Below are 15027 nucleotides of genomic sequence, written 5' to 3' on the forward strand. Positions count from 1 at the left end.
ATGACACCTGAATCAGTGATGGCGATGGGAACTGAGGCGATGAAAATTGCACTGATGCTAGCGGCTCCCTTGTTATTAGCCGCTTTAGCTGCAGGTTTAATTATCAGCTTACTGCAAGCCGCCACACAAGTGAATGAAATGACGCTATCTTTTATCCCTAAAATTTTATCGGTCATTTCCGTGATTATTATTGCAGGGCCCTGGATGCTGAATTTGCTTACCGATTATATGCGATCATTATTGAGCAATTTACCGTTTATTATTGGCTAACAATGCTAACCATTACCAGCGAAACTCTCACATTATGGCTAAGCCAAGGTTTTTACCCTTTCATACGCCTTTTGGCGCTGCTTGGTACAGCGCCCTTTTTTAATGAAAAACAGGCAATTACCAAAGTTCGTGTCGCATTGGCTTTTTTTGTCGTCTTGATTGTTTCCCCACAACTTCCTGTCGTAAATATTCCCCTATTTTCTGCCATGGGGCTATGGGTTATCGTACAGCAAATGGTGATTGGTATTGCGATGGGACTCACAATGCAAATGGCATTTGCTGCCGTGCGCCATGCGGGAGAAGTGATTGGTTTGCAAATGGGGTTATCGTTCGCCACCTTTTTTGACCCGACCGGTGGACCTAATATGCCGATTTTAGGGCGCATATTTAACGTCATCACCATTTTATTGTTTCTCGCTTTCGATGGGCACCTGTGGCTTATTTATATTCTGGTCAATTCATTTGAACTTATCCCAATTCAAACCGCACCATTAAATCGCGATGGTTTTTGGGTGTTTGTTCAATTTGCTAACACTATATTTATTAATGGGTTAATGCTAGCACTGCCGTTCATTACACTATTTCTCATTCTTAACCTTGCTCTCGGTATTCTAAACCGAATGACCCCACAGCTATCCGTGTTTGTGGTAGGTTTCCCCCTTACATTAACCATCGGTATCAGTATGTTAGGGTTGATTATTTCCATACTTCCCCGCTACACGGAACGGCTTATCCACCAAGCATTTGAGCAGTTATCATTGATGTTTAATTTGTTTGTTTGAGAATAGATAATTAATCAATTAATTAATGATTAATTTATTATCAAAGTAATTTTTCGAATTTGATAATTAAAGTAGCCCAAGAAAAACTGATTTAATTTCCTATTTGTAGTCTATATTAAAAGCAACTAGTATAGTTGTAAATATCACCTATTATTTGATACATTTCTAAACTATCTAATGACAGTCTCAGTAAATACCCAATACTAAACCTAACTAAAATTTAGGTATAAAATTAATTTATTTTCGCAAGTAAATTTATATGCCAGTGTCGCTCTGAACATGTCACAATAGCCATTCTCTCACATCATTGACTTCTCATTAATATTTTAATAAGTGTCATTATATTTTGTGTATTGTTTCATTTCTTTAATGAATGTATTTAAATATTGTAATTTATTTATATTTTCATAAAGAGGAAATCAGATGAATGATGTAATGGTAGTTACCCCACATAGTAGTTTCCGTGATAATTTGATATACGATGGAATCGCTCCCACAGCACATGGTAATATTTCGTTAAGTGATGCTGCTAATGTATATTGCATGAAACCTGACATGATCTGCCCTGTATGTGGTGAGCCGAAATGTATTTATTTCAGAAAACTATGCGAGGAATTATTAAAAAGCCCCAATGAGCAAGATGTAAAGAAGGCAATGGTAAAAAGTATGGGTGTTGGTGTTCCATTCGTTAGAGTTTATGATGAATACCGTAATAAAGTAGAAAACCAACTCGCTAATACCCTTCATAAGAATGGTATTATTCCTACTAAAAAAATCAGAAATGAAATGTTCTCAAAGTATATGAACCTATTTGATCTATTACATAGAAGAGTGGCGAATGGGAGGGTTCAATACATTGACAGGGATATTAAAAGTACAATATTTAGTAAAATAAACCCTAAAACGGCTACGGTTTTAACGTACTTAAATACTTTAGGTGGCACTAAAAACATTAAAAACTACCCAAAAATGATAGAGGCAATTAAAAAAGGCAACTTCAATGATGCTTCTAAAAAGTTTTACAAGAAGATGCCTCAAGATCTTGAAAGTTATTCAGCATTAGATACCCTTATTAATGAAGCTATAGCTAGAAGTCAAGCTGATAATGACTTAAAAAAATTCAGAGTAAAGTTAAAAATGAGATTAAAAAATTACAAACAAATTAGGCAATTAAGTCTGCATCAGAAATAATGACAGATGTAGGTGAAAAAGCATCTAAGTTTTTTGGTGATAAATATAAGTCTACATCTAATAAAATCATTAATGAATTAAATACATTTAAAGGTAAAAAAATAAAAAACACAAATGATGCATTAAGAATTCTAGGAAAATCACTCAGCAATCCTTATCTTAACATCCATAAAAAAGATCTCCCCGCCATAACTCAAGCGATTAAGGCAGTTGACGGAAAAAAATTATCTGAAAATTTATATAAATTAGGAACTACCTTTAAAATTGCTGATAAATTTTTAAAATTTGATAAAATAAAAAACAAAGTTGAAGAAGGTTTTGAAACTGGTGACTGGAAACCTTTACTTTTAGAAGTTAAAGCTATGGCTTTAGCTGGAGTAGCAACACCAATTGTATTAGCATTTACCGCTGGAAGTTTAAGCTTATTATTACCATTTACCCTTTCAGCAACAGCCATTTCTGTAGCTACTATTGTACTAACAAGTGTGGTTACATCTTTTATTGATGCTAACTTTGCTGATGCGGTCAACAAAGAGCTTATTCCCTTGGCTAACTAAATTCTAGAAGAAAGAAAGGGGAAATTTTATCCCCATCTTTTTAATTTATATTTTACAGGTAAAAATATAAATGCATTTATGGCCAAACAAGTAACAATGAATATAGAAATAAAAATCGCATAATAATAAATGAAAGAAGTAAATTCGAATGCAGAGATTGAACTTAATTTTCTATTTCCAGATGATATATTATAATCTAAGAAATAATTTATATATGTCATTATACCGATAATAAAAATAGAACTTAAATAACCAAAAATTAGCGTGAGAATTCCATCATTGTATAACTTAAAGTGTTCTTTTTTTATTTCTATAGAGTTCCACATAAGTATGTAATATAACACAGAAATTAAAGGAGTTATTTTACAATATAATGCTGACATGTAGCTTTCATTTGGAAATTTATCTGAGTAAATTACAGGTAACTCACCCAACCAGTTATTAATATTAGTTACAGTAGAATTTGAGAACACATTTAGCCATATTGCAGCTAAAGGAATAGCTCCTAATAAAACAATAATAGTGAAAACCCATTTAGTATTTACCTTAAAAACTCGCATAAATCTCCTATATCACAAAACACTCAAATGAGAATAATACATATTATCATTTAATTATTAAAGTTTATTGCGTAATAAAACATTAATTCAAATTTTTTACATCAAACCTATAACATATTGTCTAACATAGCATTTTTAAAGCTCAAAAAAACCGCGCTTGGATCACTCCAAAGCGCGGTGAGTAAAAATAATATTAAATAATTAACGGCTGCCGAAAAGTGACATGCTGTTTAAGTCTTTAAAAATACTTTGTGAAGCTTCAAACATCGCTTTTTCTTTATAATAATCTGTGGTGGTGCCAGTCCAGTTGGTTTCTAACAACTCACTTTTACGGGCCGCATTTTGAATAGAGCGCGTGTCAGCTAAAAAGTCTAATTTATCAATTTCCTGTAGCTGCAAACCTTGCTTAGCTTCAATATTGGAAATTTGATCTAATGCGGATTTGATGGCACTGTTCGCTTCACCCAACTCTGCTTGCGCTTGGTCTATATCTGCTTGAGATGCACCTTGTAATGGTTTTTTCAGTGATTCGATACCTGTGTTCAATGCTTTAAAAATATTGACCACACCATTACTGTCTGTATCAAACACTTGTGCACCGGTGAAATAGGTTGTCATCTCACGGTCACTCGCCACATTCTGCATAATGGCTTTATCACCGCCGTGATAGAGCACTTCACCACTAGCATCAATTTCAAATGGCGGTTTATCTGATTTAAAACCCGCAAAAATATACCGACCATTTCCATCTGTCGAGTTACCTAACGCCACTAATTGCTCTTTTAAACCCGTTAGCTGCTCAGCCAAAGTATTGCGGTCTTTATCGCTTAAAGTGCCTTGGTTTGATGCCTGAATAATCGTGGTATCGATTTGCGTCGTCACATCTGTCATCTGAGTCAAAATACTCATCTGCAACGTCATTCCCGTTTTAGCAAATCCACGACTGGCTACATATTGTTGGTTACGGTTTTCTGACTGATTAATCCGCACCGCTTGCGAAGATGCTTGCGGGTCATCAGAGGGTTTGCTTACACGCTTACCAGAAGCTAATTGGCTCCCTGCATCCATCCAACGCGCTTGCGCACTGTTCATGTCTTGCAAGCGTTGGTGATAAATCATATTGGTACTTAAACGCATCGCTAAATCCTTATTCTATCGCTAATATTTAGAATGCACGCATCAATGCGTTAAATAAATCATCCACCGTTTTTAGCACTTGCGCATTGGCATTGAAAAACTGTTGGATTTTCTGCATCTGAATACTTTCTTCATTCATATTCACACCCGAGATAGCTTGTTCTTGCTCATAGAAGCTCTCGGTCATCTTATTCTGTGTTTCTGAATCAATTTGCGCTTGCTTGGTTTTACTACCCACATCATTAACTAGCGTTGCATAGAAGTCGGAAAACGTAGAACTACCATCAATCAGTTTTTCGTCTTGTAATTTAACCAGCTCTTTAATGTTTTCATTGTCACCAGGGCCACTGTCTTTGCTTCCCGCTGCCGCAAAATCGGATTCATTGCTGACCAAGGTCTGCATACCGTTGATCACACCACTCACTGGCTTCACCAGAAATGAGTCACCTTTTGACATACCCGTGCTATTACTGATTTTGATTTCTAAACCATCAAATTTCAGTGTACCTGCCGTATTTGAATCCACAGGTACTTTGATACCTTCTGGTAAACGAGTGACATTCCACTCACTGCCGTCAAAACGCATTTCGTAGTTATTGCCTGTGACTTTAGACACATCGCTATAACTGAGATCAAAGTCCGCTTTGCCACTATTATGGGTGTTACTAACAACAGTACCTTTACCAATTTCAAAGAAGTCTTTGCCCGTGTTGCCGTTGGCATCATAACCTTTGCTATGTACTTCATTGAATTTAGTCGCGAAAACTAATGCTAACTTATTGAGTTTTTGATAAGCCGGGTCCATGACTTCTTGGCGAGAACGCAAAATACCACTGAGTTCCCCACCACGAAATGATTCGTCAGGAATTTCACGGACTTGCCCATTAGCACCAACAAAACCAATGCTAAAACGGCTATCATCTTTAGAAGACGGAACCGCTTCCAGACGATTAGCTTTCTCCCCCGTGACTAGCGGTAACCCATTGGCAAAAGTCACGTTATAGTTACCGTTTTGCTCAATAACCTTCACACCAATTAATGAGTTAACTTCATTAACTAAACGGTCACGCACATCTAATAAATCGTTTGGCTCTGAACCACTTACTGAACGGATCCGTGAAATTTGCTGGTTTAAGCCGGCAATTTTTTCAGCGTAGATATTGATGTCTTTTACTTTATTTTCTATCTGGTGATTGGTATCGCGTTCCATTTCCTGCAAACGACGATCCGCTTCTTTAAACTGGCTTAGTAATGCATTTGAATTGCCTAAAAAAACGTCAATCAACGTTTTGTCACTTGCATCACTGGTAGCGGCATCTAACGCGGTGAAAAAGCTACCAATATTGCTTGAGATATCTTCAATATCATTAGTAAGCAAATCATCAACTTTATTACAATTTTTAACGTACGCCTCATAGTCGCCACTACGTGCGCGGGATTGGCTGTACTGCGCATTGATAAATTCATCAAACTCACGGCGAACATGGCTGAAATAAGTGCCGTTACCAAAATAGCCATTAGGTGTCATCGTACCGGGATTCTCCCCGAAAACAGCACTTTGGCGGTGATAGTAACCCACACCGGCGTTGGCTAAGTTGTTAGAAATAACACTTAACCCGCCTTGTGCAGCGTTCACACCACTGAGCGCATTATTCATTACATTGTTCAGCATAAGCTTTTCCTGTTCTGGGTGCTTATCGCCACCATTGGCTGACACAATGAAAGCGATAGCAACTCAAATTATTTAGAGCATATTTGGTTATCGGAAATTCAGCGTAATTGTTTAGTCCAAACTCCCAATAATTCCGTATTTTTAGAAGATATCGTTCAAATCTATGGTATAAGCCTGTACAGCCCTTGAAGCAGAATGACTACCTATTGGTTGATGACCACGTATTTGATTAATCAAGGTGATCAATTTGTCCGAATAGCTCGGGTCTGTGGCATATCCTGCTTGATGTAAACGGCGCGCAGCAATCTCTGGTGTCGGCGCTTTTTTGACATCTTTATAACGCGGATTTTCTGTCAATAGATTGATATAATCCGCAATCGCCTCTTCATAAGAGCCATAAACGCGGAAATCATCACGCATTTTGATGGTTTTGCCGTTAATCACTTCTGTTGTCATAATATTCGTGACAGGCCCTTGCCAGTTTTTTCCCGCTTTGATCCCAAATAAGTTATGACTGGTTTTTCCATCTGACTTCAGAATTTCTCGCTGACCCCAACCACTTTCTAATGCTGCCTGTGCCAAGACCAGAAAATGTGAAATACCGCTGTCTTGACTCGCAGCTTTTGCGGGGCCAATTAAGCGACTAATAAAATTGCTGCTGTTAAGCGATAATACTTTGATTTTTTGGAATGGTGCCGATAGTGCATCGCCCATTGGTGCAAAGTGGCGCATCATTTGTTCCATATTAAATGGCGGTAATGATTGCGCTGTTTTTTCATCTAACGGTAGCAGGCTGTTGGATGTTGGCTCACTTGAAGTGTGTTGGTCTCGAGTAAGCTGCTGGTACATCATTTCCCCAAAACCTAAACCTTTTTGCGAAAGATCTTGGGCGATTTGCTGGTCATACATACTGGTCAGCATGCGTGTTTGGTCGCTGGAAAATAAGCCATCTTGTGGGAGTGCGTCACGCATACTTTTTAGCATCAATTGAACGAATGTTGCCTCAAGTTGCTGCGTGACATGGCGCAGCCCTTGCTCCGAATTTTTATTCAGTTCACCTTTTAACTGCCCCAGTGACTGTAAATCAAATGCGGCACCTTGCAATAGCTGCATATCACTCATTAGATGATCTCCAGTTTCGCGCGTAAACAACCTGCGCTTTCCATCGCTTGTAATATCGACATCAAGTCGTTTGGTGTTGCACCTAGTGTATTCAGCGCTTGAATAACTTGATTTAATTGCACACTTGCGTTGACTTTTTGCAGCGCCCCACCTTGATCACGCACCCCAACATTGGTATTACGAGTCACTACGGTTTGCCCACCCGCAAATGGGGTATCCGGTTGGCTAACTTGAGTTTGTCTTTCTACCGTAACCGCTAAACTGCCGTGTGCAACAGCACAGCTATCTAAAGTGACACTGCGGTTAATCACCACAGATCCCGTACGTGAATTGAGGATTACTTTCGCCTCAGCCACTGGCGCACGTACATTCAGTTCCTGTACCCGGGCTAAAAAACGCACCTGGTCACGGTTATTAGCTGGCACCAGTAGTTGTACCGTTCTTGAATCTAACGCCGATGCAGTTCCCATACCGCCCATACGGTTAATTGCATCAGCAATATCTTGTGCCAATGTGAAGCTATCTTCGTTTAATTGCAGGTTAATCGCACCGTTTTGCCCGAAACTGCTCGGTAATTCGCGCTCGATAGTTGCTCCACCTGTAATACGGCCACCATTGAGTTGATTGACCTTAATACTACTCCCACCGCCACTAGCGCCCGCACCACCCACTAAGATGTTACCCTGAGCCATTGCATAAATTTGCCCATCAACCCCTTTTAGGGGGGTCATCAGCAATGTACCACCACGTAAGCTTTTCGCGTTACCCATTGAGGAAACAACAATATCTACGGACTGCCCAGTACGTGCAAAAGGTGGCAATTTCGCGGTGACCATGACCGCAGCCACATTCTTTAATTGCATATTGGTACCCGGCGGAACCGTAATCCCCATTTGTGATAGCATGTTATTCAAGCTTTGTGTGGTAAACGGCGTTTGCATGGTTTGGTCACCTGTTCCATCCAGACCAACGACTAAACCATAACCAATCAACGCGTTATCTCGCACACCTTGAACGGTAGTTAAATCTTTAATACGCTCACTGTATCCTGAAAAAGCGAAGCAAAAAAATAGTGATAGCAAAATTAATACTTTGTTTTTCATTGAATTATCTCGGCTGTTTTCTCGCTAATGTTTAATTAATAAGGCGAAACATTTAAGAAAAAGCGTTGTAGCCATCCCATGTTTTGCGATTCGTTAATGTAGCCGTCGCCCACATATTCAATACGTGCATCAGCGACTTGTGTCGAACTCACATGATTGTCTGAACCGATAGTGCGTGGGTTAACCACTCCCGAGAAACGAATCGACTCAGTACCTTGGTTTATCGCAATACGTTTCTCACCAACCACATGTAAGTTACCGTTCGCCAATAATTGGTCTACTGTGACAGTGATGGTGCCTTTAAAGGTGTTGTTGGCATTGGCACCGCCTTTGCCGCTAAAGTCACTGTTGCCTTTAATATCTAATTCTGTGTTTTTACCGCCAATCCACCCTTGCATGAAACCCGGTAAGATCGCAGCTAAGAAACCTGTTTTCCCACTACGATTGGCATTCGCAGAGGAGTTTTTGCTCGCACTCACGTTTTCTTGCAAATTGATGGTTAAAATATCACCAACATTACGAGGGCGCCTGTCTTCAAACAACGGTTGATAACCATAATAAGCGGGTTGCGCGCTTTGAAATATCGAGCCATTGGGTGCAGGTGCTGTCGGTGCTGTTGGAATTGCAGTGGTTTGTGTGTCCACTAATGGACGCGATTTGATTTGTGCACAACCGCTGGTAACTAAGACCAAAACGGCAAGTAACCCTGCCTGTTTAGGCGCTATGAAACGCGTTAGCAACGCTGCTTTTTGCTGTTGAGAAATCGTGCCGCTTTCAATCATCATGTTACTCTTTTGCTGCTGTGTACGTTTTATCATCACGAAGAGATCCCTCTCATTGATAACTCATCACTATCGCAATGAGTTATTTTTACGTATTTTTTACCAATTACAATTGCGTTAAGCGCTGTAACATTTGGTCAGAAGCGGATACCGCCTTACTGTTGATTTCATAAGCACGTTGAGTTTGGATCATGTTAACCAACTCTTCTGCCACGTTAACGTTAGAGGTTTCTAACATATGTTGATAAAGTAAACCGGCACCGTTAGTACCTGGTGCGCTCTCATTTGGTGCGCCCGAACTTGCGGTTTCCATATATAGGTTTTCACCCATACTTTCCAAACCGGCGTCATTAATGAAGGTGGTTAATGTTATTTGGCCAATTTGCTGTGGTTGGTTATCGCCATATACGGTGATAGTCACGGTACCATCACGCGCAATTGACAAGCTATTCGCGTTATCGGGGATCATAATCGCAGGAACGATTTGATAACCACTTGAAGTCACTAACTGGCCATCTTGGTTTGGCTGTAATGCCCCATCACGAGTATAAGCATCTGTACCATCCGGCATTTGCACATGTAAAAAACCTTGGCCTCTGATAGCGATATCGTTGGTATTTCCCGTTTTATTTAATGCGCCTTGCGCATGAATACGCATTGTGGCAACAGGGCGTGAACCTGTACCCATTTGTAAACCAGATGGTAACGAAGTTTGTTCTGAACTCATGGCACCCGGTTGGCGAATATTTTGGTACATTAAATCTTCAAAAACAGCACGTTGGCGTTTAAAACCATTCGTACTAACGTTGGCTAAGTTATTGGAAATAACATCAAGGTTAGTTTGTTGAGCATCAAGCCCTGTTTTGGCAATCCATAATGAGCGGATCATAATAATTCCTTTGTGAAATTAGCTAACAGCGAGCAGTTGGTTCGCCCGTTGTGCATTTTCATCAGCACTGCGGACAACTTTCATTTGCATTTCAAAGTGCCTTGCATTGGCAATCATAGAAACCATCGCTTCCGCGGCATTGACATTACTGCCTTCAATGACTCCCGCGGTGACAATTCCTCGTTCACTTTGTGGTAAAGCATTGCCATTTGCCGCTTGCCCTTGTGGTGATAAATGGAACAAACCATCTTCACCGCGGATCAAGTCTTGAGGCTGCGCTTCAACCACTTTTAAACGCCCGATTTGCCCTAACATTGTTGGCGGGTCAGTGGCTAAAAGTGCGGTAACTGTCCCGTCTGCACCAATGGTTAATTCTGCATTTGGCGGAACGTTAATCGGCCCACCATCACCTTGTAAGCGGCGCTCGCCAATGACAAGTTCACCTTCGCTAGATACTTGAATGTTACCGTTACGGGTATAAGCCTCTGTGCCATCGGCTAACTCAACAGCCAAAAAATGCTTATCGTTTAACGCAACATCGGTTTGTTTACCCGTATAATTGAGTGGCCCTTGGCTCATATCAGCACCAGGAGTCGATGCCACCACCAGCGTTCTGGTTTGCTCGCTGTCACCATTTATCGGTACGGCACGCATTGCGGACAATTGCGCTTTAAAGCCTGCAGTTGACACATTGGCAATGTTATTTGAAACAATCGCTTGGTTTTCCAGCGCATGACGCGCTCCCCCCATAGCGGTATAAATGACGTGATCCATGGCCACCCTCTTGTTTTATCGTAAGTTAACCAGCGTCTGTAACATCTGATCTTGTGTTTTGATGGTTTGCGCGTTTGATTGGTAATTACGCTGCATCACAATCATGCTGATTAACTCTTGGCTCATATCCACGTTAGAGGATTCCAATGCACCACTGGTTAATTTACCAAACTGGCCGACACCCGGAACACCGTCCATTGGGTTACCAGAGGCGTTGGATGAGGCCCAAACGTTACCACCTTGGGATACCAGACCATTTGGGTTTGCGAAAGCGGATAACGCCACTTGGCCAACCACACGTTTTTGCTGGTTAGAATAGTTAGCAGTAATCAAACCATTATCTTCGATTTTAAAGGTGGTGTATTCACCAGCAGGATAACCATTCACATCAATCGCGCTGACGGAAGATTCACTGACTTTTTGTTGACGAGTTTTCCCTAAATCAACTTTTAAAGTGCCATCATTTGCACCATTTAGCCCTTTGTATGCAAAATCAAACGTTGTTTCTATTGGCGTTACAACAGGGTCATCACCTGGGTTCGGGCCTGGTGTTACCGTTTCTGTCACCAATTTTCCGTTACCATCAAATGACATATCCCCCAGCTTAGTTGCTGCAGTGTCATTCGCGTCTTTAGCGTAAGCCGTCCACTTGTTGTCCGCTGTTTTTACAAAATAAACAGAGATTTCATGCGTGTTACCTTGGCTATCATACGCCGTCATGGTTGTGCTGAAATTGTAAGTCGCGGAATCATCAGGATTATCAACATCGAAAGCTTTATCTTTGATTTTGTCTTCTGAATTCAAATTAATGGTTAATTTCGCTAACTCCGATGCTTTTGCATCCATCATATCCGTTGGGATATTCAAGCCTTCAGGTACACCACCACTTTGAATGGTAACATTGCCTTTTTCATCGACACTCGCTGGGTAACCTGTGACCACCATACCTTGGTTATTCACTAGATTACCGCTTTTATCACGTAAGAATTGGCCATCTCGGCTGTAATAAGTATCACCGTTTTGGTCTTGTACACGGAAAAAACCATTTCCGGAGATAGCAACATCTGTCGCTCTATCAGTACGCGTGATTGGGCCATCTTTAAAATTTTGTGTCACCGCGGCCACATTAACACCGAGGCCAACACCTGAACCTGCAAACATATCTGCAAATGAGGTTGTCGCCCCTTTAAAACCATTTGTTGCGGAGTTGGCAATATTATTACCAATTGAATCAAGCCCCGCTGAGGCTGCATTTAAGCCACTGACTGCTTGTGAAAAAGACATATTTTCTCCATGAGTATTGGGGGTAAATTAAGAAGATGGATAAACCTTGAAAATGCTGCTCAGCGGGACACTTTGCCCAATGCCAACATCAAGTAATGGTGCGTCAGCCCCTGGAGTCACACCGTTAACACGGGTATACCCCAGTTTGGTGACTTCGATTTCAGCCCCCGAACTGACGGCTTTCACATCAAAGTAATATTTTCCTGTTGTATCTGTGACTAAGTTTCCGTTGTTATCACGACCATCCCACGCCATATCATAGATATCGGGTTTAACTTCCGTATCATAGGTAATGGTTCGCACAACCATTCGGTTTTTATCACGAATAGTAATTTCAACTTTGTCTGCCAATTTCGGTAAAAAGAAACCAAACGGCGAAGAAATATATTCAGATTGCGGCTCTTCACCGCCATCTTCACCTTCAATAGCCTCTTTATTACTCAGTCCAAAAGTTGAAGGGCTATTTGGGCTGATGCCTTCATCTGGAAGCGGGTTTGATGGCTTAGTTACATTGCTGTCTTCACCAGTGCTCTCTTTTTTGAGCGGTGCTAAGATGATTTCATTGCGCGGAATAAGCACCCCCTTACCAACCAGCTGAGTGGCTTGTAATGACTGACCTGAACCAATTTGCTGGGAAATACCACTCACGCTATCACTGAGTTTATTCATGCTTTCAAGCGTGGCTATTTGCGCCAATTGGCTGGTTAAATCCGTGTTTTCCATTGGCTTGGTTGGGTCTTGGTTTTGCATTTGCGTGACAATCATTTTTAAAAAAGTGTCACGCATATCGTCACTTTGACTTTTCTTTGGCACATTACTCGCAGACGGCTCAGGGCCAGCGGTCGTATTATCCAAAGGGTCGTACATTGTGGCTGCAATTCCCATGAAAACGCTCCCTTACTGGCCTATTGTGAGTGTCTTTTGCAGCAAGGTTTTTGCTGTATTCATCACTTCTAAATTGGCTTGATAGCTACGGGAAGCTGAAATGGTGTTGATCATTTCACCGACCATGTCGACATTTGGCATTTGCACATAGCCTTTTTCATTCGCTGACGGGTGGCCGGGCTTATATTCCATACGAGGTGGCGTAGGGTCTTCTATCAACTCGCTCACACGCACACCACCTACTTCATGGCGCCCTTGTGGTGCCATTTGAAAAACCACTTGTTTTGCACGGTATGGTTGGCCATCAGGCCCTGCAATACTTTCTGCATTTGCCATATTGCTCGCACTGACATTCAAGCGTTGAGATTGCGCGGTCAATGCGGATGCAGAGATATCAAAAATACTCAGTAAAGCCATGAAGATTACCCTTGCTGTAAGACAGCCAACATACTTTTGACGCGGCTATTGATGAATGTAAGGTCGGCCTGATATTTCAGGGTGTTATCTGCGAATTGGCTACGTTCAATGTCCATATCTACCGTATTACCATCCATTGAGGTTTGGTAAGGAACTCGATATTTCAGGTCAATATTGGGGGCTTTGCCACCTCGCCCTTCGATATGCCCTTTTGAAGTGACAGCAAGAGTCACACCTTTTCCCCCTACCACACCTTTATCCATGGCTTGTTGAAGTTGACGATTAAAGTCAATATCACGTGCTTGGTAGCCGGGTGTGTCGGCATTAGCAATGTTTGAAGCTAATACGGTCTGCCTTGCTTCGCGTATTGACAAAGCCTGTTGCTGGAAAGCAAACGTGGCGTTTAATTTATCAATCATAGTGGCCCTCAATGGAGATAACGCGATCCCTGATTTGAACGTTCGCGAGTAAAAATTAAAATTCGACCTGCATATCTTAGCGGCCTACGAAAAATTCTAATGGCGAGATAAAGGCAAAATAATTGACCTATTTGGCTCATTCGTTATTACAGAGCTGCGTAAACTGCAATCGTGAAAAAGTTTGTTTGCTGGGGGAGATAAAAGGGATGAATTACGCTAAGAAATTGCCATTTTACTTGGTAATCAGCTTGTTAGGACTTACTCCAACGCTTTCTCAAGCGTCGTTACCTCAAAATATCAACCAATACTTTCGACAAATTCATGGTAAAGGCAAGCAAGTTTCAATTGAGATTAAAACGCCGATTGAGCGTTGGCCGACTTGTGAAAACCCCCAGCTCAACCCCCCAGTTGGTGGGCGCAATATGGGTAATGTTTCCCTACCGATACAGTGTGGTAAGAAAAAGCAGTTTATTCAGCTTACCGTGAATGTGACAGGCCAGTATTACGTGGCAACACGTAATATAAATAGAGGGGAATCAATACAATTTGTCGATATCGGCACCAAGAAGGGCTTATTACATAAACTCCCCGCAGGTGCAAGCACTGATAAAATCGCGCTACGTGGTGCGATAGCCCTGCGTAATATTCCTGCCGGGCAAACATTCACAAAATCAATGACAAGACAGCCTTGGGCAATAAAAGCGGGACAAACGGTATTTGTGTTCGCCAATGGTGATAATTTTTCAGTGAAATATGAAGGTCGCGCGATTAATAATGCCACTGCTGGCCAAAATACCCGAGTCCGCTTGTTAAATGGGCAAGTAGTGAATGGGGAAGCGCTAGAAAATGGCAGTGTTCAAGTGGTATTAAGATAAAGATAATCCCATTGATACTCTAAATAATTCGAGTTGCAACTAGGCGACAAGTGAAGATAGACCGATGAGCATACATGAGTCTATGATTCGGCTAGCTGAGCGCAGTCAACAACGCTGCAACTTGCAGTAATACGAGTATATACTCTAAATAATTCGAGTTGCAGCTAGGCGACAAGTGAAGATAGACCGATGAGCATACATGAGTATGTGATTCGGCTAGCTGAGCGCAGTCAACAACGCTGCAACTTGAAGTATGACGAGTATAGCTGGTGAATGATGCAATATTTTGTAACACTATAGACACTAAA

At 41.2% G+C, this 15027-nt stretch carries 17 protein-coding genes; 5 read left to right on the forward strand and 12 right to left on the reverse strand.

The window, feature by feature from the left end; translation table 11 throughout:
* From fliQ to PSE60_RS09055, 4 genes are all read left to right on the forward strand, one after another.
* Positions 1-270: a flagellar biosynthesis protein FliQ gene (gene fliQ / locus PSE60_RS09040; RefSeq protein ID WP_004255630.1), complete on the forward strand. Its 270-nt coding sequence runs from the start codon at positions 1-3 to the stop codon at positions 268-270.
* A 2-nt stretch (positions 271-272) separates the two neighbouring features.
* On the forward strand, positions 273-1052 hold the full coding sequence (gene fliR, locus PSE60_RS09045) for a flagellar biosynthetic protein FliR (RefSeq protein ID WP_272665192.1): 780 nt from the start codon (positions 273-275) through the stop codon (positions 1050-1052).
* A 423-nt stretch (positions 1053-1475) separates the two neighbouring features.
* Complete coding sequence (locus PSE60_RS09050; protein ID WP_272665193.1) at positions 1476-2243, forward strand: hypothetical protein; 768 nt, start codon at positions 1476-1478, stop codon at positions 2241-2243.
* Positions 2243-2800, forward strand: a complete 558-nt coding sequence (locus PSE60_RS09055; RefSeq protein WP_272665194.1) for a colicin-like pore-forming protein — start codon at positions 2243-2245, stop codon at positions 2798-2800. Before PSE60_RS09050 ends, PSE60_RS09055 begins: the two co-directional genes overlap by 1 nt.
* A 26-nt stretch (positions 2801-2826) precedes the next feature.
* On the opposite strand, the gene cui is transcribed toward PSE60_RS09055, so the two are convergent.
* The 12 genes from cui to flgB form a co-directional block, all read right to left on the reverse strand.
* On the reverse strand, positions 2827-3360 hold the full coding sequence (gene cui / locus PSE60_RS09060; protein WP_004255638.1) for a colicin immunity protein Cui: 534 nt from the start codon (positions 3358-3360) through the stop codon (positions 2827-2829).
* A 201-nt stretch (positions 3361-3561) separates the two neighbouring features.
* Complete coding sequence (gene flgL, locus PSE60_RS09065) at positions 3562-4497, reverse strand: flagellar hook-associated protein FlgL (protein ID WP_272665195.1); 936 nt, start codon at positions 4495-4497, stop codon at positions 3562-3564.
* 28 nt (positions 4498-4525) lie between these two features.
* Positions 4526-6169 (reverse strand): flagellar hook-associated protein FlgK, encoded by a 1644-nt coding sequence (flgK, locus tag PSE60_RS09070; protein ID WP_272665196.1) that lies wholly within the window; start codon positions 6167-6169, stop codon positions 4526-4528.
* A gap of 141 nt (positions 6170-6310) precedes the next feature.
* The gene (flgJ, locus tag PSE60_RS09075) at positions 6311-7291 is read right to left on the reverse strand and encodes a flagellar assembly peptidoglycan hydrolase FlgJ (RefSeq protein ID WP_272665197.1); all 981 of its coding nucleotides are present in this window, start codon (positions 7289-7291) and stop codon (positions 6311-6313) included.
* Positions 7291-8394 carry a flagellar basal body P-ring protein FlgI gene (locus tag PSE60_RS09080; protein ID WP_272665198.1) on the reverse strand — a complete coding sequence of 368 codons (1104 nt, stop codon included), beginning with the start codon at positions 8392-8394 and terminating at the stop codon, positions 7291-7293. The genes flgJ and PSE60_RS09080 overlap by 1 nt, the downstream gene beginning before the upstream one ends.
* A gap of 35 nt (positions 8395-8429) precedes the next feature.
* A complete protein-coding gene (locus PSE60_RS09085; RefSeq protein ID WP_371031807.1) occupies positions 8430-9212 on the reverse strand; it encodes a flagellar basal body L-ring protein FlgH in 783 nt (260 codons plus the stop codon).
* A gap of 70 nt (positions 9213-9282) precedes the next feature.
* A complete protein-coding gene (flgG, locus tag PSE60_RS09090) occupies positions 9283-10065 on the reverse strand; it encodes a flagellar basal-body rod protein FlgG (RefSeq protein ID WP_004909875.1) in 783 nt (260 codons plus the stop codon).
* Positions 10066-10083: 18 nt separating this feature from the next.
* Positions 10084-10839, reverse strand: a complete 756-nt coding sequence (locus tag PSE60_RS09095) for a flagellar basal body rod protein FlgF (RefSeq protein WP_109911160.1) — start codon at positions 10837-10839, stop codon at positions 10084-10086.
* Positions 10840-10854: 15 nt separating this feature from the next.
* Positions 10855-12123: a flagellar hook protein FlgE gene (gene flgE, locus PSE60_RS09100; RefSeq protein WP_004909872.1), complete on the reverse strand. Its 1269-nt coding sequence runs from the start codon at positions 12121-12123 to the stop codon at positions 10855-10857.
* 27 nt (positions 12124-12150) lie between these two features.
* A complete protein-coding gene (locus PSE60_RS09105; RefSeq protein WP_272665199.1) occupies positions 12151-13008 on the reverse strand; it encodes a flagellar hook assembly protein FlgD in 858 nt (285 codons plus the stop codon).
* Between the two features lie 12 nt (positions 13009-13020).
* Positions 13021-13425: a flagellar basal body rod protein FlgC gene (gene flgC, locus PSE60_RS09110; protein ID WP_004909868.1), complete on the reverse strand. Its 405-nt coding sequence runs from the start codon at positions 13423-13425 to the stop codon at positions 13021-13023.
* Positions 13426-13430: 5 nt separating this feature from the next.
* A complete protein-coding gene (gene flgB / locus PSE60_RS09115) occupies positions 13431-13844 on the reverse strand; it encodes a flagellar basal body rod protein FlgB (protein WP_004255669.1) in 414 nt (137 codons plus the stop codon).
* 206 nt (positions 13845-14050) lie between these two features.
* Between flgB and flgA the strand changes: the two genes are divergently transcribed.
* A complete protein-coding gene (flgA, locus tag PSE60_RS09120) occupies positions 14051-14719 on the forward strand; it encodes a flagellar basal body P-ring formation chaperone FlgA (RefSeq protein ID WP_272665200.1) in 669 nt (222 codons plus the stop codon).
* Positions 14720-15027: the final 308 nt, after the last annotated feature.

The sequence above is a fragment of the Providencia sp. PROV174 genome (genome assembly GCF_028480685.1).
In the GTDB taxonomy this organism is placed as follows: domain Bacteria; phylum Pseudomonadota; class Gammaproteobacteria; order Enterobacterales; family Enterobacteriaceae; genus Providencia; species Providencia rettgeri.